Genomic DNA, 18343 nt, shown 5'->3' on the forward strand with positions numbered 1-18343 from the left:
GTTGGTGTTACCAACCTGTTGCTACGCCTCGTCGAGGGTGTGTGCAACTGGAGGTCACAGGAAACTCCCCGGTTCAGCGCCCCAGGGCGGCGCGGATGCGCGCGACGGCGATCGGGCCCACGCCGTGCAGGGCCAGCAGGTCGGCCTCGGGGACGGCGGCCACGGCCTCCAGCGTCGTGAGCCCGGCCGCCCGCAGCGCCCGGGTGGCCGGGGCGCCGAGGCTGGGCAACGGGGTGCCGGACGGCGGCGCCGCCCGCTCGGGCACGGGCCGCCCGGCCGCCTGCAGCGCGGCGTCGACCACCGCGGCGCCCCGGGTGGAGAGCCGGTAGCCGATGTCGAGGGACTCGGTGAGGCCCAGCTCCTTGAGCTTGCGGACGTCGCGCTTGAACTCCGCCGTCGGTCGGCCCAGCTCCTCGGCGAGCTCCGGCGCCCGCCGCTCGGGGTACGCGTCGACGATCGCGAGGGTGGCCGCCGTCCAGGGCCCGATCGACGAGGCCCGGTCGAGCCGGTCCAGCCGCGCCTGCAGGTCGGCGATCTCCGCACCGGTCGGCGGGGTGCGGCGCAGCACGGCGCGGGGGTCCTCGCCGGCGAACCGGATCCCGACCCGGAACACCGGCCGCTCCGGGTTCGCCGCCAACCCGCGGCGCAGGGCGGCCAGGTCAGGGGCACCCGCGCGGCGGGCGTCGTCCTCGGTCAGCCCAGCCGGGTCGACCTCGTCGACGGAGGTGACCTCCACCAACCCGACCCGCGTGCGCATGCGGGTGCCCACGAGCAACCGCGGCCGCTCCCACCGCCGGAAGGCCAGGTCGATCGTCCCCGCGACGACGGCGTCCAGTTCCAGCGGGCTGATGCGCACGCCCGAAGTCCACCATTCGAGCGGCGGTGCCGGCCACGTCCAGAGGCTCGCGGCGAGCCTGCGAGTCGTGAGGGGGACGTGGTCCTTCTAGGAGGTGATGTCCTTCGTCGTGAAGTTCGCCCACGCGGCGCCGAGGAGCACGACCACGTACACGGCCTGCAGGCCCAGGCCGCGGACCACGTTGCGCCACAGGATCGGGTCGCGGAAGAAGTCCACGAAGCTCAGCCAGTAGCGGGTGGGCAGGTAGGGCGCGATGTCCGAGGCGGCGTCGAGGGTGAACAGCAGCGACGAGCCGATCAGCACCGCCAGCGCACCGAGGGTGGCCAGCTGCGGGGAGTCGGTCAGCGTGGAGAAGAACATCGCGAACGCCGCGACCCCCAGCATGGAGATCGTCACGTAGCCGATCGACAGGAGCGTGCGGCCGGCCACCTGATCCGGGGTCAGCGACGTCCCCGAGACCGCGGTGGTCGCCCCGAGGGACTGCACCTCGAACAGCGTCGTGCCGACGACGTACCCGACGATCGCCACGATCACGACGGTGACCAGCACGAACACGACCAGCGCGACCAGCTTGGCGACCAGCAGCCGGGTGCGGCCGGCCGGGCGGGCCAGCAGGTAGCGCAGCGTCCCGCCCTGCGCCTCGCCGGCGACGGAGTCCCCGGCCACCACGGCGACCGCGATCGGCAGGAACAGCGGGAGCACGATCGCCAGCGCGGCCAGCGGGAACAGCGTGCCGTTGGTGAGGACGGCGGACAGGAACGCCGGCCCCTCCCCCGGCCGCGGCGCCAGGTCGGTGACCTTGAGCAGCACGGCCACCAGCACCGGCAGGCTGTTGAGCAGCGCGATGGTGATCCACGTGCGCGGCCGCCGGAACAGCTTGCGCAGCTCGACGGCGATCACGAGGCCGCACCGGCCTGCACGCGGTCCCCGGAGCCGGCCGCCGCGGCGAGCACGACCTCCTCGAGGGTCGGCCGCTGCAGGGTCAACCCGTGCACGGGCACCCCCGCACCGACCAGCACGGCGTTGACCTCGGCGGGCTCGCTGCCCCGCACCACCAGCCGGTCGCCGTCGGCGGACAGCACCCGGTCACCGAGCACCTCACGGGCCTGCGCGGCCCGCGGGGTGTCGACGACGGTGGCGCCCGTGGGCGCGGTGAGGGTGGCCAGGTCGTCCTGCAGCACCATGCGGCCGCGGTCCAGCACGCCGACCCGGGTGGCCAGCTGCTCGATCTCGGCCAGCAGGTGGCTGGACAGGAAGACCGTGGTGCCGGTGCGGTTGAGGTCCAGCAGCAGCTCGCGGATCTCGTGGATGCCCTGCGGGTCCAACCCGTTGGTGGGCTCGTCGAGGACCAGCAGGTCGGGTCGGCGGAGCAGCGCCCCGGCCAGGCCCAGCCGCTGCCGCATGCCCAGGGAGAACCCGCGGACGGCGCGCTTGCCCACCCCGCCCAGCCCCACCTGGTCGAGCACCTCGCCGATCCGCGCCTTGCGGGTCCGCCGGGACCCACCGGGGCCCGAGGCGTCGGACAGCGACAGGTTCGCCGTCGCCGACAGGTGGCCGTAGGCGGCCGGGCCCTCGATCAGCGCGCCGACCCGGGGCAGCACCTCGCGCCCGGCCTTCGGGATCGGCCGGCCGAGCACCTCGACGGTGCCGGCGGTGGGCAGCACCAGACCCAGCAGCATGCGCACCGTCGTGGTCTTGCCCGAGCCGTTGGCGCCGAGGAAGCCGTAGACGTCGCCGGCCCGCACGTCCAGGTCGATGCCGTCCACGGCCCGCACCGCGCCGAAGCTCTTCCGCAACCCGTGGGTGGCGATGACGGTGCCGCTCAACGGGCTGCCTCCTGGATCTGGCGCGCGGCGGTGGCCAGCGCGTCGAGGGTGACGGTGCCGGCCAGCAGGTAGGTGCCGCTGCCGCCGTCCCGGGTGCTGGTGCCGGCGACCATCAGCGACAGCGGCCCGGCGGCGATGCGCACCCCGAGGTCGTCGACGACGGCGCCGGGCGTGCGCTCGAGCTGGTCGCGCAGCGAACCGGCCGCGCGGCCGGGCAGGGCGCTGACGGCCAGCACGGTGATACCCGAGCCGTACGCGCCGATCTGGTCGGGGACGCCGTCGAAGCTGCGGCGGCCCAGGTCGGCCAGGGTGGCCGGCAGGTCAGCGCGTTCCTGCCGGCCCAGGTCGACATCGGTCAGGTCGCGCTCGGCGGTGACGTCGGCACCCGGTGGCGGGTCGAAGGCGGTGGTCGTGGCGGCCGGGGCCGACAGGTCCAGGTCGAGGAACCGGGTGTCCAGGGCCGGGGTCGCCGTCCCCGCGCTCCGGACCACGACCCGCACGGGCAGGCCGGTCGAGGGGTCGACCCACACGTCGACCGCGGACACCGACGCGGCGGGGTCGGCAGGGGTGTAGCGCAGGCCCACCGCGTCCACCCCGGCCACCCGGGCCGGGGCGATGCGGCTCAGCTCGTCGTCACCGGCCTCGCTCAGCAGGCGGCGGCCCAGGGCGCTGGGCAGCAGGTCCGGCGCGGTGGGCAGCGCGAGCGGCGGGTCGTCGCCGCGGCTGGCCCGCTGGTCGGCGTAGTCCCAGGTCCAGGTGCCGGAGGCGTCGCGGTGCGTGCCGGTCTCGCCGGTGGGGGTGACGACGTCCACCCGCCAGTCGTCGCTCCCCCGGTACCAGGCACGCAGCGCGGTCTGGTCCGAGAGCAGGTCCGCGACGCCGGTGAGGGCGTCGGAGACCGGCAGGGTGAGACCGCCGGAGGAGATCGCGTAGCCGGAGAACGCGACGTCGTCGCTGGCCAGCACCTGGGCCCGCAGGTCGGCGGGCGAGACGTCCTCGTCGTCGGCCGGCAGCGCCTCGACCAGCGCCGGCAGGGCGACCAGGACGGCGAGCCCGAGGGCCACCACGACCCACCGCCACCCCCGCACGACCATGCCCCACCGTACGTCGGGACGACGGGGTGCTGCCGCTTTCAAGCACCTTCACACCGTCCCCACAGGTCAGCCGGCCCGGAACAGCTCCAGCGCCTCGACGGCCAGGGCGTGGTCGTCGGCCTGGGGCAGACCCGACACCGTCAGCGTGCCGACCACGCCTGCCCCCTCGACGGTGATCGGGAACGCGCCGCCGTGCCCGGCCATGCGGGTCGCGTCGATCCACGGGGCGTCCTCGAAGACCTCGCCGCGGGCGCGGGCCTGCAGGCCGGCGAGGAACGAGCTGGTGCCCAGCTCGCGGACGGTGGCCACCTTGCGGGCGATCCACACGTCGTTGTGCGCCGCCGTCCCCTCGAGCGCGGCGTGGAAGAGCTGCTGCGCGCCGCGGGTGACGTCGACCGTCACGGGCAGTCCGCGCTCCCGGGCCAGCCCGACCACCAGCGACCCCAGCGCCCAGGCGTCGTCGTGGGTGAAGCGGGTCAGCACCAGCCGGCGCTCCTGCTCCTGCACGGTGGCGATCAGGTCGTCCAGCTGGTCGGTCATCGGGTGATCGTCGCAGAGCGCGTCGCCCCGGCCCCCGCTAGCGTCGGCGGCCGTGGCAGCCCCCATCTCCGACGCCGTCGTCGTCGACGTCCTCCGCCGGGTCGACGTGCTGTGGGCCCCGGTGGTGGCCCGGCTGGAGCGGCCGCCGGCACTGCCCGAGAGCGAGGGTGCCGACTGGTGGGCCGAGACCGCCGGCCGGGTGGTCGCGGTTGCCTCGGCCGCCCCGCGCTTCGCCGGCAAGCTCGCCGACCTCCTGCCGCTGCAGAACACCGTGGGTGCGGCCGTCCAGTCGCTGGTGGTGCTGGGCGTCGCGGCCGAGCACGAGGTGACCGACCCGGCCGAGCGGGTCGCGCTGCTCGCCCGGGTCCTGCTCGGACGCACGCTGACCGCGGAGCAGGTCGGCCCGCTGCTCCAGCGGCAGAAGGGCGTCTACGCCGAGGACGTGCTCGGCGCCCGGGAGCGCCGGCAAGGCGCCGCCGGGGTCGCCCGCGCGCTGTGGCGGGTGGCCCGGCTGCTCGCCCGCGTCGACGACGCGCTCGACGCCCGGCCGAAGGGCGGGCTCGGCGCCCGCGCGCTGTCCAACCTCCCGGTGGTCGGGGTGCTCGGCGGCTACCGGGCCGAGCGGGTGGCCCTCCGCCGCGCGGCTCAGCTGGCCGCGACGGCGTTGACCGGCGCCAAGCGGGAGTAGACCTCACGCGTCGCCGTCGAGCGGTTCATGGTGATGAAGTGGATGCCGGGCACGCCCTCGGCCAGCAGCTGCGCGCACAGGTCGGTGGCCACGTCCACCCCGAGGGCCCGCTGCACCGCCGCGGGTTCGTCGGCCACGGCCTCGAACCGCTCGGCCAGCTCGGCGGGGAACGCCTGGCCGGACAGCTGGACGATGCGGGCGATCTGCTTCGCGCTGGTCACGGGCATGACGCCGGCCAGCACCGGGACGTCGCAGCCCCGGGCGGCGACCCGGTCGCGCAGCCGGAGGTAGTCCTCCACCCGGAAGAACATCTGGGTGATCGCGAAGTCGGCCCCGGCCCGGCACTTGGCCACGAACATGTCGGCGTCGGTCTCGGGGTCCGGCGACCTCGGGTGCGACTCGGGGAAGGCCGCGACCCCGACCCCGAAGTCACCGATGCCCTTCACCAGCTCGACCAGCTCCGCGGCGTACCGCAGCCCCTGCGGGTGGGCGACCCACTCGGCCTGCGGGTCGGCGCCGGGCGGGTCGCCGCGCAGCGCCATGATGTTGCGGACGCCGGCCGCCGCCAGCCGGCTCACCACGTTGCGCAGCTCGGCCACGGAGTGGTCGACCGCGGTGAGGTGCGCCAGCGGCAGCATCGTGGTGTCGGTGGCGATCCGCTCGGTCACCGCCAGGGTGCCCTCGCGGGTCGAGCCGCCGGCGCCGTAGGTGACCGAGACGAACGACGGGTTCAACCGCTCCAGCTCGCGCAGCGCCGTCCACAGCTGCGCCTGCCCGGCCTCGTTCTTCGGCGGGAAGAACTCGAACGACCAGGTCGGTCGGGCCTGGTCGAGCAGATCACGCACGGTGCCGGTCACACCCGGAGAGGGTACGGAACCGCCGACACCGCACCGGTGCACGCCGCGGTCGACCACCGGTGTGGATCACGTGCGTAGGCAGCTCCGGAACCGGGCATACTCACGTGGTGACAGCAGGCACCCGAGCGAATGGCCCCACCAGCGCAAACACGGCTGACCCGAGCACGTCGGCCGCGGCGGCGGACCTGGCGCGGTTGCGCGCGGCGGTCAGCGAGGCCCTGGAGGCCTTCCTGGTCGAGAAGCGCGCGGTGCTGGCGGGCATGGACGCCCAGCTGGTCCCGGTCATCGACGAGGTGGCCGCCGTGGCCGACGGGGGCAAGCGGCTGCGCCCGGCCTTCGCCTACTGGGGCTGGCGCGGGGTGAGCACCGCGCACCCCGAGGACGACAGCGCCGTGCTGCGGGCCGTCGCCGCGCTGGAGTTCGTGCACGGCAGCGCGCTGGTGCACGACGACGTCATGGACGCCGCGACGACCCGGCGGGGGCGCCCGGCGACCCACATCGGCTTCGCCGACCGGCACACCGCCGCCGGCCTCGAGGGCGGCCCCGAGCTGTTCGGCACGGGCGCCGCCATCCTGGTCGGCGACCTGGCCCTGGTCTGGTCCGACGAGCTGCTGCGCCGGTCGGGCATCTCGGCCGACGCCCTGGCCCGGGCCCGCCCCGTGTGGGACACCATGCGCACCGAGGTCACCGCCGGGCAGTACCTCGACCTGCTCCGCGCCGCCGGCGGGCTGCCCGGCCCCGAGGGTGCCCTCAAGGTGGCCCGCTACAAGAGCGCCGGCTACACCGTCCAGCGCCCGCTGCACCTGGGTGCGGCGATCGCCGACGCCGGCCCCGAGGTGACCGACGCCTACACCGCGATCGCGCTGCCGCTGGGCGAGGCCTTCCAGCTCCGCGACGACGTCCTGGGCGTCTTCGGCGACCCCGCCGTCACCGGCAAGTCCGCCGACGAGGACCTCCGCGAGGGCAAGCAGACCCTGCTGGTGGCCCTCACCGCCGACGCCACCGACGACGCCGGCCGGGCCCTGCTGCGCGCCGTGCTCGGCGACCCGGCCGCCGGTGCACCCGAGCTGGACTCCGTCCGCGACCTCATGCGCAGCACCGGTGCGCTGCAGCAGGTCGAGGACCGCATCAGCACCCAGACCACCGCTGCCCGACAGGCCATCGCCGAGGCACCCGTGCTCGACGAGGCCCGCGGCGCGCTGGACGCGTTGGCCGTCGCGGCCACCACCCGCACCACGTGAGGACCGTCCCCGGGCGCACCGACCGGGTCGTCGTGGTCGGCGCCGGGTTGGCCGGGCTGTCGGCGGCGCTGCGGCTGCGCGGCGCCGGCCGCGAGGTGACCGTGCTCGAGCGCGGACCCGACCCCGGCGGTCGTGCCGAACGGGTGGAGCGCGACGGCTACGCGTTGGACACCGGCCCCTCCGTGCTCACCGCACCCGGCCTGATCCGCGACGCGCTGGCCTGCGTGGGCGAGACCCTGGAGGACCGGCTCGAGCTCCTGCCGCTGGAGACCACCTACCGCGCGCAGTACGCCGACGGCTCGACCATCGACGTGCACGCCGACCCCGAGGCCTTCGCCGCCGAGGCCGAGCGGGTCTGCGGTCCCGGCGCCGGCGCCGAGGTGCGGGCCTACCTGCAGCACATCCGCGACCTGGACCGCCTGCAGTGGGACGTCTTCATCGACCGCAACCTGGACTCCCCGCTGGACCTCGTCGGCCGCCCGGTGCTCGAGCTGGCCCGCAAGGGCGGGTTCGGCAGGCTGGCCCCGCACGTCGACCGGCGGCTCACCGACGAGCGGCTGCGCCGGCTGTTCAGCTTCCAGGCCCTCTACGCCGGTGTCTCGCCGTTCGACGCGATCGCCGCCTACGCCGTCATCGCCGAGCTCGACATCGGCAAGGGGGTGTGGCACCCCGTCGGCGGCATCCACGCCGTCCCCGCTGCCCTGGCCGCCGCGGCCGCGGACGCCGGGGTCGTGCTCCGGTACGACACCACCGTTGCCTCCCTGGACCTGCGCGGTGGCCGCGCCGAGGGCGTCCGGCTGGCCGACGGCGAGCTGGTGCCCGCCGACGCCGTCGTGGTCACCGTCGACCAGCCCGACACCCTGGTCCCCCGCCGGCGCCGGCGGGTACGGCCGACGTACTCGCCGAGCTGCGTGGCCATCCACGTCGGCGTCCGGCAGGAGTTCGCCGACCGCGCCCACCACACCATCAGCTTCGGCGCGGCCTGGGAGCAGGTCTTCGAGGAGCTCACCAGGACCGGCCGGCCGATGAGCGACCCCAGCCTGCTGATCTCGATGCCCAGCAAGAGCGACCGCAGCCTGGCCCCCGAGGGCGCCCAGGTGATCAGCATCGTCGCGCCCACCCCCAACCTGGACCTCGCGCCGGGCATCGACTGGCCGGCGCTGGGCCCCCGGTACCGCGACGAGGTGCTGCAGACGATGGAGGCGCGCGGCTGGACCGGGCTCACCGGGTCGATCGAGGTCGAGGAGATGCTGACCCCCACCGACTGGGCCGCCCAGGGCATGGCCGCCGGCACCCCGTTCGCCCTCGCCCACACCTTCGCCCAGACCGGCCCGTTCCGGCCCTCGACCTACCCCCGCGGCGGCCCCGAGAACGTGGTGCTGGCCGGGTCGTCGGTGCAGCCGGGCGTCGGCGTCCCGATGGTGCTGGTCAGCGGCCGGCTCGCCGCGCAGCGGATCACCGGCTCGTGAACCAGGCCGAACGCCAGCGGCAGCTCGACGCCGCCTACGCCCGCTGCCGGGCGATCGCCGCCGAGCACGGCAAGAGCTACTTCCTGGCCACCCGCCTGCTCACCCCGGACCGCCGGCCGGCGATCCACGCGCTCTACGCCGCGGCCCGGGTCGCCGACGACATCGTCGACGTCGGTGCCGACCTGCCCGGCCGCGACCCCGAGGCCGAGCTGCTGGCCTGGTCGCAGGCGGCGCTGGCCGAGGTCGAGGCCGGCTGGTCCGACGACCCCGTGCGGCTGGCGCTGGTGCACACCGTGCGCCGGTACGACATCCCGCTGGTGCACTTCGTCGACTTCCTGGCCGCGATGACCAGCGACCTGGACGTCACGGGGTACGCGGACCTCGCGGCGCTGGACCGGTACATGTGGGGCTCGGCCTCGGTGATCGGGCTGCAGGTGCTCCCCGTGCTGGGGACCGCGGAGGGGGTCCCCCGCGAGGAGGCGGCACCGCACGCGATCGCCCTGGGCGAGGCGTTCCAGCTGACCAACTTCCTGCGCGACGTCGCCGAGGACGCCGACCGCGGCCGGGTCTACCTGCCCGAGGACATGATGGCGGCGCACGGGGTCACCCGCGAGCAGCTGGCCGCCCGGCAGCACACCCCCGGCTTCACCGCGCTGATGAAGGACATGGTCGAGGTCGTCCGCCGGCGGTACGACGACGCCGCCCCCGGCACCCCGATGCTGGCACCGGAGTCGCGGGACTGCGTGCGCGCGGCGACCGACCTGTACGGCGGGATCCTGACCGAGATCGAGCGGGCCGACTACCGGGTGCTCGACGGCCGGGTGTCGGTGTCCAAGCCGCGGCGCCTGGCCGTGTTCGCCCGCCGGTTGACCGCCGCCCAGCTGGCCAGGGTGAGGGTGACCATCGCCCACCCGAAGAGCAGGTCCTCGACCGGGGCGTAGGCGATCCGCGGACCCCAGATGGTCGCGGGGTCGTAGGTGACCACGCCCAGGCCGGTGAGCACGCCGTTCATCAGCAGCTGGAAGACGATGATGATCGCGTAGGCGGTCCAGTAGGACTTCCGGGTGACCATCCGGGTGCGGTAGACGGCCAGGTCGACCACCAGGACGACGACGACGGCCGTGACCGCGAGGGCGCTGTAGCTCACCGCTGCGCCTCCTCGGCCGGGTAGCCGGCGTCCCAGCCGGTGACCTTCCGCACCGCCTCCAGGGCGAGAACCGAGGCCAGCGGGACGACCAGGAAGAACAGCACCTCCTCGACCGGGATCCCCCCGGGCAGGCGCACACCCAGGGTGTAGGTGTCGCTGTAGTCCCAGTGGCCCTGGGCGATGGCGTACAGCACCCAGACCACGAAGACGACGAACTCGGGGACGACGGCCACCAGCAGCCGGCGCCACCGCGGGTAGACCCGCACGTGCAGCAGCAGCTCGAGCGGCGCGGTCACCACGAGCACCCCGGCCAGCAGGCCGAGGTAGGTCAGCTGGCTCAGAACGCCAACGCCTGGGCGCGCCGGGTGACCTCGGTGTGCCGGTCGTCGCGCAGCGCCTGCACGGGGGTGCCCGGCAGCGAGTCGTCCTCGCGGAACAGCCAGTCCCACGCCTCCTGCTCGGAGAACCCGCTGTCGCCCAGCAGGGTCAGCAGGCCGGGCAGGTGCCGCAGCACCTCGCCGTCCTGGATGACGTCGACCGGGATCTTGCTGCGGCCGCTGCCGGGGAGCGCGAGCAGCTTGCCGTCGTTGACCAGCTGGCGGACCCGGTTCGGCGAGACGCCGATCAGCTTGGCGACCTCTTGGGGGGTGTAGAACTCCACGCGATGAGCTTAGGTCGGTCCATGACCGGCTTGACCCAGCGCCGCCGCGAACCCGGTGAGGAGCCCCGGCCCGACGACCCGGACCGCGAGCCGCCCTACCTCGACCTCGACCGGCTCGAGGCCCGGGCGCGCGAGGTCCTGGCACCCCCGGTCTACGACTACTACGCCGGCGGCGCGGAGACCGAGAGCTCGGTGCAGGAGGCCCCGCAGGCCTGGCGGTCCTGGCGGCTGCGGCCGCGGGTGCTGCGCGCCACGCAGGCCGACCTCGCCACCACGCTGCTGGGCACCCCGGTCGGCACGCCGATCGGGATCGCCCCGTGGGCCTACCAGGGCATGGCGCACCCCGACGGCGAGCTGGCCACCCGCCGCGCCGCCGCCCGGGTCGGGGCCCTGATGACGGTGTCCACCAGCGCCACGCACAGCGTCGAGGAGGTCGCCGCCGCCGCGCCCGACGCCCCGGCGTGGTTCCAGCTGTACCGCCAGCACTCCCCCGAGCACACCGCCGACCTGGCCCGCCGGGCCGGCGCCGCGGGCTACCGCGCGCTCGTGCTCACCGTCGACCTGCCCGTGCTCGGTCGCCGCCGGCGCGACCTGCGCAACGACTTCGCCCTGCCCGCCGGGCTGCGGATGGCCAACCACCCCGCCCCGGACGACCGGCCGGCGCTCTCGGCCAACGCCAGCACCAGCTGGACCTTCGACGACATCGCCCGGTTCGCCGAGATCAGCGACCTGCCGGTCGTGGTCAAGGGCGTGCTGCGGGGCGACGACGCGGTGGCCTGCGCGCGGGCCGGGGCATCCGCGATCTGGGTCTCCACCCACGGCGGCCGCCAGGTGGACCTGGTGGTGCCCAGCGCGCACGCGCTGCCCGAGGTCGTCGACGCCGTGCGCGGCGAGGTCGCCCCGGACGGGTCCGACGTCGAGGTCTACGTGGACGGCGGGGTCCGGGCCGGCTCCGACGCCCTCGTCGCGCTGGCGCTGGGCGCCCGGGCGGTGTTCCTGGGGCGACCGACCGCGTGGGGCCTCGCCGTGGGCGGTGCCGACGGGGTGGCCGCCGTCCTCACCGGGCTGTCGGAGGAGTTGGCGCACGCCATGACGCTGTGCGGCGTCGCGACCCCGCACGACGCCACCCCGGATCTCGTGGTCCGCGCCGGTTGGCTGCCCCGCTGACGTGATCAGCACCCCCCCCCGCGTCGCTGGGCCGGGGGACTGGCCTGCGCTCGTATGCTCGCTCCCGTGGACACGACCGTGACCGACCCCGTGCTGGGGCTGGTCCTGGAGGGGCGCTACCGCCTCGAGGAGCGCATCGCGCGCGGCGGCATGTCCACCGTCTACGCCGCCACCGACCTCCGGCTGCACCGCGAGGTGGCCGTCAAGGTCATGGTCGAGCACCTCGCGCGCGACCCCGCCTTCGTCGACCGGTTCATCCGCGAGGCCCGGGCCGCGGCCATGCTCAGCCACCCGAACGTGGTCGGCGTCAGCGACCAGGGCAGCGACCAGGGCCTGGTCTACCTGGTCATGGAGCTGGTCCGCGGCCGCACGCTGCGCGACCTGCTGCAGGCCCGCGGCCGGCTGACCGTCGGCGAGGCCTTCGCGGTCCTCGAGCCGGTGCTCGCCGGGCTGACCGCCGCCCACCGCGCCGGCATCGTGCACCGCGACATCAAGCCCGAGAACGTGCTGATCTCGACCACCGGGCAGGTGAAGGTGGCCGACTTCGGGCTGGCCCGGGCCGTGGCCGGCACCGGGCACACCAGCCACACCGGCGGTGTGCTCATCGGCACGGTCGCCTACCTGTCCCCCGAGCAGCTCGAGCGCGGCAGGTCCGACGCCCGCTCCGACGTGTACGCCGCCGGGGTCGTGCTCTACGAGCTGCTCACGGGGCACCCGCCCTACGCCGGTGACACCCCGCTGGCCGTGGCCTACCAGCACGTGCACCACGACGTCCCCGCCCCGTCGCTGGAGACCCCGTCCGTGCCGTGGCAGGTCGACGAGCTGGTCGGGCGCACCACCCGCCGCGACCCGGGCGCCCGCCCGCTCGACGCCGGGGCCTTCCTGGCCGAGATCGAGGACCTCCGCCGCGACCTCGGGCTGGGCCGCACCCCGGTGCCCACCGGCCGGGCCAGCACCGCGACGACCACCCTCCGCCCGGTCAACCGGGCCACCGCCGCCCGCGCCGCCGAGGATCCCCGCACCGAGGTCATCTCGCCGCACCGGCCGGCCGGCCGCACCGCGATGGTGCCGCTGCCGCCCACGGGGGCCGTCGGCGCACGACGTCCGCCGACCCACCCCACCGCACCCCGCCCGATGCCGCGCGGTGGCGTGCCCGACCACATCCGGCGCCGGCGGATCCGGTTCGGCGTGACCATCGTGCTGCTGCTCGCGGTCACCATCGGCGCCGTCGGCTGGTGGCTGGGCTCGGGCCGGTGGACCGACGTCCCGGCGGTCTCGGGCCAGGGCCAGCAGCAGGCCATCGGGTTCCTGCAGGAGGCCGGGCTGGACCCGGTCGTCACCGAGGTGTTCAGCGAGGACGTCGCCGCCGGCACGGTCATCTCGGCCGACCCCACCGACGGCGCACGGATCATCATCGGCAGCGACGTCGCGCTGAGCGTGTCCAAGGGCCCCGAGCGGTTCACCGTCGACGGCGCCCTGGTCGGCCAGCCCGCCGACACCGTCCAGGCCGCGATCGAGGGCCTGGGCGCCGACCTGCAGGTGGCGCGCTCGACCGGCCGCAGCGACGACGTCGCCGAGGGCTCGGTGATGGCGATCGACCCCGCCCCGGGCACCGAGCTGCGGCGCGGGGACACCGTCACCATCCAGGTCTCCGAGGGTGCGGCGAACGTCGCCGTCCCCGACCTGGTGGGCAGCGACCCGGACGACGCCCAGGCCGCCCTGGAGGCCCTCGGCTTCGACGTCGACCGGGCGGAGGGGCGCAGCGACGACGTGCGCACGGGCCAGGTCAGCGCCGTGACCCCCGACGGCACCCAGGCCTTCGGCACCACGATCACCCTGACGGTCTCGGTCGGCCCGGTGCAGGTCACCGTGCCCAACGTCGTCGGCCAGTCGAAGGACGCCGCCGTCGCGGCGCTCGAGGCCGCCGGGCTCGAGGTGTCGGTCACCCAGTTCTTCGGCGACACCGTCCTGCGTCAGACCCCTGCGGCCAACGAGGTCGTCGACCCCGGCACCTCGGTGACCATCCTGGTGACGTTCGGTTGATCGGCTCCCCCGTCGGGGCGCACGTGTCGGTCCGGGGCGGGCTGGCCACCGGTGGGCTGGCCTACGCCGACGCCGTCGGTGCCCGCGCCGTCCAGGTCTTCGTCGGCAACCCGCGCGGCTGGCGGCGCTCGGCCGGCGACCCGCGGCAGGACGCCGCGTTCACCGCCGGCTGCGCGCAGCGCGGGGTGCCCTCGTTCATCCACACCCCGTTCCTGGTCAACGTGGGGTCGCCGTCGCCGGCCACCGTCGACGCCTCGGTGGCCACCGTCGCCGCCGACCTGGCCCGCGGTGTGCAGCTGGGCTGCGCGGGGGTCGTCGTCCACGCGGGGTCCGCGGTCGGCGAGGACCGATACGAGGCGGCGCTGCGCCAGCTGCACGAGCGGCTGCTGCCGGTGCTCGAGGCGCTGCCCGACGACGGCCCCCGGCTGCTGGTCGAGCCCACCGCCGGCGGTGGGCGGGCGCTGGCCGCCACCGTGGGCGACCTCGCCCCGTACTTCGCCGCGCTCGAGCACCATCCGCTCCTCGGGGTGTGCCTGGACACCTGCCACGCCTGGGCGGCCGGTCACGACCTGGCCTCCCCGGGTGGGACGTCGGACACCCTCGACGCCCTCGAGGCCGCGGTCGGACCGGGCCGACTCGGGCTCGTGCACGCCAACGACTCCCTCGACGGGTGCGGCTCGCTGCGGGACCGGCACGCCTCCATCGGGGCCGGGCAGATCGGGCGGGGCGCCTTCGCCGAGCTGCTCGCCCACCCCAGCCTGGCCGGCGTCCCCGTGGTGGTCGAGACGCCGATGGCCACCGACACCGGCCCCTGGGACGGCCACGCGCGGGACATCGCCCTGCTGCGCGAGCTGGGCTCCCCCGTGCCGTCCCTGCGCTGAGCCCGTACACCCGACCTGGCCCGTCGGCGTCCGACTCAGCAGTTCCGACACGACTCTGACCTGCGCGGACGGTCTCGTTCCAGCTCGAGAAGTTCTGCCCCGGGTCTTTCGCACAGGTCACTAGCTGTGTTCAGGTGTGCACACCTGAGCCCCCGCTGTGCGAGCGGCGGGGGCACCCGCCACACCCCAGGAGCGACGCCCGTGCACCCACGTCTCCAGGTCCGCCCGATCGCGGCCGCCGCCATCGCCGTGCTGACCACCGCCGGCATCGGGGCCACCGCCGGTTCCGCCGCGGCCGACGACACCGTCGAGTCCTCGGCCCTCGGCAGCTACATCGTCACGCTGGACGCCGGCAGCCTGCCCACCCAGGTCGCCGCCCTCACCGAGGCCTTCGGCGGCGACGTCAGCCACGTCTACTCGACCGCCCTCACCGGCTTCGCCGTCACGCTGCCCACCGCCGTCGCCGACCGGCTCGGCACCCTGCCCGGGGTGGTCGCGGTCGAGCCGGACCGCCCGGTCGAGCTGAGCGCCACCCAGTCCGGTGCCACCTGGGGCCTGGACCGCACCGACCAGCGCCAGCTCCCCCTCTCGGGCAGCTACAGCTACGGGGCCACCGGCGCCGGGGTCACCGCCTACGTCATCGACACCGGCATCACCCTCTCCCACCAGGACTTCGGCGGCCGGGCGGTGACCGGCACCGACACGATCGACGGCGGAGCGGCCACCGACTGCAACGGCCACGGCACCCACGTCGCCGGCACCGTGGGCGGGTCCACCTACGGCATCGCCAAGCAGGTGTCGTTGGTCGCGGTCCGGGTGCTGGACTGCCAGGGCTCCGGCTCGACGTCCGGCGTCATCGCGGGGGTCGACTGGGTGACCGCCGACCACCAGGCCGGCGAGGCCGCGGTGGCCAACATGAGCCTGGGCGGCGGCACCAGCTCCGCCCTCGACCAGGCGGTGTCGAGCTCCATCGCCGACGGCGTCAGCTACGCCGTCGCGGCCGGCAACGGCAACGCCCTGGGCATCCCGCAGGACGCCTGCGGCAACTCCCCGGCCCGGGTCGCCGGCGCGATCACCGTCGGCGCCACCGACCGCAGCGACCAGCCCGCCTCGTTCAGCAACTACGGCTCCTGCGTGGACCTGTTCGCCCCCGGTGTGGACATCACCAGCGACTGGTACACGAGCAACTCGGCGACGAACACCATCAGCGGGACGTCGATGGCCACCCCGCACGTCGCCGGCATCGCCGCGCTGTACCTGCAGGGCAACCCGTCCGCCAGCCCCGCGACGGTGGCTGCCGAGATCACCGGGACGGCGACCCAGGGCATCGTGCCCACCAGCCGCACCGCCCAGAACGACCTGCTCTACAGCCCCTACTGAGCCGGCTGCCCGCGCCCCGGTGATCAGGTGACCTGATCACCGGGGCGCCACCTCCACCACCGTTGGTGCGGTCGGCCACCCGGTGATCAGGTCACCTGATCACCGAGTGGCCGGCGCGATCAGAGCAGCGGGGCGAGGACCTCGGCGGCCCGGGTGATCGCGGCGTCGTCCACGTCGAGGTGGGTGAGGAGCCGGACCTTGGTGGCCGACACCTGGCTGACCAGCACGCCCTGGGCCCTGGCGGCCTCGGTCAGCATCGGGGCGGCGACGCCGTCGAGCACCACCATGTTGGTGTGCACGGTCGCCGGGTCGACGCCCAACCGCTCGGCCAGCGTGCGCGCCCGGGCGTGGTCGTCGGCGAGGCGGTCGACGTGGTGGTCGAGCGCGTGGTGGCCGGCCGCGGCCAGCACACCCACCTGGCGCATGCCGCCACCCAGCCGCTTGCGCCACAGCCGGGCCTCGGCGATGCGGTCGGCGGAGGAGAGCAGCACCGAGCCGACCGGGGCGCCCAGGCCCTTGGACAGACAGACCGAGGCGGTGTCGGCCAGCCGACCGTAGGTGGACAGCGGGACGCCGGAGGCCACCGCGGCGTTCCAGATGCGCGCGCCGTCCAGGTGCACGGCCACCCCGGCGTCCCGGCTCCAGGCGAAGAGCTTCTCCAGCTGGGCCAGCGGCTGGACGAGCCCACCGGCCCGGTTGTGCGTGTTCTCCACGGCGATGGCCGCGGTGGGGGTGAGGTGCCAGTTGCCGAAGGGCCGGACCTGCTCGATCAGCTGGTCGGCGTCGAGCACCCCGCCGGCCGACACCACCGTGCGGGTGGAGAGCCCGAAGACGGCGGCCGCGGCCCCCATCTCGTAGGTGACCACGTGGGCCTCGGCGTCCCCGAGCACCTCCTGGCCGGGCTGGCAGACCAGCCGCATGCCGATCTGGTTGCCCATCGTCCCCGAGGGCACGAAGACGGCCGCTTCGTGGCCGAACAGCTCGGCGACCCGCTCCTCGAGCGCGTTGACCAGCGGGTCCTCGCCGTAGACGTCGTCCCCGACCTCGGCGTCGGCCATCGCCGCCCGCATGCCCGCCGTGGGCTTGGTGACGGTGTCCGAGCGCAGGTCGACGAAGCCGTCGCCGTCAGCCACGGAGCATCTCGGCGACCAGGAAGGCGAGCTCGAGGGACTGACCGGTGTTCAGGCGGGGGTCGCAGGCGGTCTCGTACCGGCTGCTGAGGTCCTCGTCGCTGATCTCCATCGCGCCGCCCAGGCACTCGGTGACGTCCTCGCCGGTGAGCTCGACGTGGATGCCACCGGGCCAGGTGCCCAGCGAGCGGTGCACGTCGAAGAACCCGAGCACCTCGTCGACGACCCGGTCGAAGTGCCGGGTCTTGTAGCCCGAGGGCGACTCGTGGGTGTTGCCGTGCATCGGGTCGCACTGCCACACGACCTGGTGGCCGCTGGCGGTGACCTTCTCGACGATCGCCGGCAGGACGTCGCGGATCTTGCCGTTGCCCATGCGGCTGATCAGCGTGAGCTTGCCGGGCAGGCCCTCGGGGTCCAGGCGCTCGACCAGCTCGACGGCCTGCTCGGGCGTCGTCGTCGGGCCGATCTTGACCCCGACCGGATTGGCCAGCTTCGAGGCGAACTCGATGTGGGCGCCGTCCATCTGCCGGGTGCGCTCGCCGACCCACACGAAGTGCGCGCTCAGCGCGTAGGGCCGACCCTCGTGCACCCGGAGCAGCGCGCGCTCGTAGTCGAGGATGAGCGCCTCGTGGCTGTTGAACAGCTCGACGCTGCGCAGCGCCGAGTCGTCGACCCCGCAGGCCCGCATGAACCCCAGCGCCCGGTCGATCTCGCGGGCGATGACCTCGTACCGCACCCCCGCCGGGGAGGACGCCACGAAGTCCTGGTTCCAGTTGTGCACCGCGTGCAGGTCGGCCAGCCCGCCGCGGGCGTAGGCCCGGATCATGTTCATGGCCGCGGCCGAGTTCGCGTAGGTGCGCACCAGGCGGTTCGGGTCGGGGATGCGCTGCACCGGGTCGGGGGCGAAGGCGTTGACCATGTCGCCGCGGTAGGAGGGCAGGCCCAGCGCGTCGATGTTCGAGCTGCGCGGCTTGGCGTACTGCCCCGCCACCCGGCCGACCTTGACCACCGGGACGCTGGCGCCGTAGGTGAGCACGACGGCCATCTGGAGCAGCGTGCGGGTGGTCGCCTGCAGGTGCGGCTCGGTGTTGAGGTCGAAGGTCTCCGCGCAGTCGCCGCCCTGGAGCAGGAACGCCTTGCCCAGCGCGACGTCGGCCAGCTGAGCGCGCAGGGTGTCGACCTCGCTGGGCGCCACGATCGGCGGGACGGTGGACAACGTCGCCAGGACGGCGTCCAGGGCGGCCCGGTCGGGCCACTCCGGTTGCTGGGCGGCGGGGAGCTCACGCCACCTGTCGAGGCCCGGGACCAGCTCGGCGGGTTCGGTCAGACTCACGGGGGAAGGGTACGGCGAGCCCGGGTCCAC

18 protein-coding genes and 1 pseudogene are annotated in these 18343 nt (G+C 74.9%); 8 read left to right on the top strand and 11 right to left on the bottom strand.

Features of this window, described 5'->3' with window-relative positions; translation table 11 throughout:
* Positions 1-73: 73 nt before the first annotated feature.
* From BLS67_RS24430 to BLS67_RS12955, 5 genes are all read right to left on the bottom strand, one after another.
* The gene (locus tag BLS67_RS24430) at positions 74-856 is read right to left on the bottom strand and encodes a hypothetical protein (protein ID WP_091245639.1); all 783 of its coding nucleotides are present in this window, start codon (positions 854-856) and stop codon (positions 74-76) included.
* Between the two features lie 87 nt (positions 857-943).
* Positions 944-1756, bottom strand: a complete 813-nt coding sequence (locus BLS67_RS12940) for an ABC transporter permease (protein WP_091245642.1) — start codon at positions 1754-1756, stop codon at positions 944-946.
* Complete coding sequence (locus BLS67_RS12945; RefSeq protein WP_091245646.1) at positions 1753-2682, bottom strand: ABC transporter ATP-binding protein; 930 nt, start codon at positions 2680-2682, stop codon at positions 1753-1755. The genes BLS67_RS12940 and BLS67_RS12945 overlap by 4 nt, the downstream gene beginning before the upstream one ends.
* Entirely contained in the window at positions 2679-3776 is a 1098-nt protein-coding gene (locus tag BLS67_RS12950) for a transcriptional regulator (protein ID WP_242654053.1), read from the bottom strand. Before BLS67_RS12950 ends, BLS67_RS12945 begins: the two co-directional genes overlap by 4 nt.
* A gap of 66 nt (positions 3777-3842) precedes the next feature.
* The gene (locus BLS67_RS12955) at positions 3843-4316 is read right to left on the bottom strand and encodes a heme-degrading domain-containing protein (protein WP_091245827.1); all 474 of its coding nucleotides are present in this window, start codon (positions 4314-4316) and stop codon (positions 3843-3845) included.
* A 52-nt stretch (positions 4317-4368) separates the two neighbouring features.
* Between BLS67_RS12955 and BLS67_RS12960 the strand changes: the two genes are divergently transcribed.
* Positions 4369-5004, top strand: a complete 636-nt coding sequence (locus tag BLS67_RS12960; protein ID WP_091245649.1) for a hypothetical protein — start codon at positions 4369-4371, stop codon at positions 5002-5004.
* On the opposite strand, the gene metF is transcribed toward BLS67_RS12960, so the two are convergent.
* Positions 4962-5861, bottom strand: coding sequence for a methylenetetrahydrofolate reductase [NAD(P)H] (gene metF, locus BLS67_RS12965; protein WP_091245652.1), 900 nt, complete (start codon positions 5859-5861; stop codon positions 4962-4964). The genes BLS67_RS12960 and metF overlap by 43 nt on opposite strands.
* A 194-nt stretch (positions 5862-6055) precedes the next feature.
* Between metF and BLS67_RS12970 the strand changes: the two genes are divergently transcribed.
* Genes BLS67_RS12970 through BLS67_RS12980 form a run of 3 tightly spaced genes read left to right on the top strand, consistent with a single transcriptional unit; the run spans position 6056 to position 9512 of the window.
* Complete coding sequence (locus BLS67_RS12970) at positions 6056-7102, top strand: polyprenyl synthetase family protein (RefSeq protein ID WP_242654054.1); 1047 nt, start codon at positions 6056-6058, stop codon at positions 7100-7102.
* Positions 7099-8571 carry a phytoene desaturase family protein gene (gene crtI, locus BLS67_RS12975; protein WP_091245653.1) on the top strand — a complete coding sequence of 491 codons (1473 nt, stop codon included), beginning with the start codon at positions 7099-7101 and terminating at the stop codon, positions 8569-8571. Before BLS67_RS12970 ends, crtI begins: the two co-directional genes overlap by 4 nt.
* Positions 8568-9512, top strand: a complete 945-nt coding sequence (locus tag BLS67_RS12980; RefSeq protein WP_207500537.1) for a phytoene/squalene synthase family protein — start codon at positions 8568-8570, stop codon at positions 9510-9512. The genes crtI and BLS67_RS12980 overlap by 4 nt, the downstream gene beginning before the upstream one ends.
* Here BLS67_RS12980 and BLS67_RS24435 read toward each other — a convergent pair.
* The 3 genes and pseudogenes from BLS67_RS24435 to BLS67_RS12995 all read right to left on the bottom strand — a co-directional run.
* A pseudogene (locus tag BLS67_RS24435) lies at positions 9509-9718 on the bottom strand (lycopene cyclase domain-containing protein); the annotation flags it as partial. The gene BLS67_RS12980 and the pseudogene BLS67_RS24435 overlap by 4 nt on opposite strands.
* A complete protein-coding gene (locus BLS67_RS12990) occupies positions 9715-10059 on the bottom strand; it encodes a lycopene cyclase domain-containing protein (RefSeq protein WP_091245833.1) in 345 nt (114 codons plus the stop codon). The gene BLS67_RS12990 and the pseudogene BLS67_RS24435, both read right to left, overlap by 4 nt.
* Positions 10056-10379, bottom strand: coding sequence for an Rv2175c family DNA-binding protein (locus tag BLS67_RS12995; protein WP_091245657.1), 324 nt, complete (start codon positions 10377-10379; stop codon positions 10056-10058). Before BLS67_RS12995 ends, BLS67_RS12990 begins: the two co-directional genes overlap by 4 nt.
* Positions 10380-10400: 21 nt before the next feature.
* Here BLS67_RS12995 and BLS67_RS13000 point away from each other — a divergent pair, with 21 nt between their 5' ends.
* The 4 genes from BLS67_RS13000 to BLS67_RS13015 all read left to right on the top strand — a co-directional run bounded on the left by BLS67_RS13000 (position 10401) and on the right by BLS67_RS13015 (position 15850).
* Positions 10401-11546: an alpha-hydroxy acid oxidase gene (locus BLS67_RS13000; protein ID WP_091245660.1), complete on the top strand. Its 1146-nt coding sequence runs from the start codon at positions 10401-10403 to the stop codon at positions 11544-11546.
* 66 nt (positions 11547-11612) lie between these two features.
* Positions 11613-13589, top strand: a complete 1977-nt coding sequence (gene pknB, locus BLS67_RS13005; protein WP_091245662.1) for a Stk1 family PASTA domain-containing Ser/Thr kinase — start codon at positions 11613-11615, stop codon at positions 13587-13589.
* Complete coding sequence (locus tag BLS67_RS13010; protein ID WP_091245665.1) at positions 13586-14470, top strand: deoxyribonuclease IV; 885 nt, start codon at positions 13586-13588, stop codon at positions 14468-14470. The genes pknB and BLS67_RS13010 overlap by 4 nt, the downstream gene beginning before the upstream one ends.
* A 201-nt stretch (positions 14471-14671) precedes the next feature.
* Positions 14672-15850 carry a S8 family peptidase gene (locus BLS67_RS13015; protein ID WP_207500538.1) on the top strand — a complete coding sequence of 393 codons (1179 nt, stop codon included), beginning with the start codon at positions 14672-14674 and terminating at the stop codon, positions 15848-15850.
* A 119-nt stretch (positions 15851-15969) separates the two neighbouring features.
* Here BLS67_RS13015 and BLS67_RS13020 read toward each other — a convergent pair whose 3' ends face one another.
* Both BLS67_RS13020 and BLS67_RS13025 read right to left on the bottom strand, forming a co-directional pair.
* Positions 15970-16983: a threonine aldolase family protein gene (locus tag BLS67_RS13020; protein ID WP_091245669.1), complete on the bottom strand. Its 1014-nt coding sequence runs from the start codon at positions 16981-16983 to the stop codon at positions 15970-15972.
* Positions 16976-18313: a class II 3-deoxy-7-phosphoheptulonate synthase gene (locus BLS67_RS13025; RefSeq protein WP_091245672.1), complete on the bottom strand. Its 1338-nt coding sequence runs from the start codon at positions 18311-18313 to the stop codon at positions 16976-16978. The genes BLS67_RS13020 and BLS67_RS13025 overlap by 8 nt, the downstream gene beginning before the upstream one ends.
* Positions 18314-18343: the final 30 nt, after the last annotated feature.

It is taken from the genome of Klenkia soli (genome assembly GCF_900103975.1).
Lineage (GTDB): Bacteria > Actinomycetota > Actinomycetes > Mycobacteriales > Geodermatophilaceae > Klenkia > Klenkia soli.

Coding starts and splice junctions, on each gene's coding strand:
- BLS67_RS12950 (WP_242654053.1), bottom strand. CDS start 3,776: ATGGTCGTGCGGGGGTGGCGGTGGGTCGTGGTGGCCCTCGGGCTCGCC.
- BLS67_RS12955 (WP_091245827.1), bottom strand. CDS start 4,316: ATGACCGACCAGCTGGACGACCTGATCGCCACCGTGCAGGAGCAGGAG.
- BLS67_RS13000 (WP_091245660.1), top strand. CDS start 10,401: ATGACCGGCTTGACCCAGCGCCGCCGCGAACCCGGTGAGGAGCCCCGG.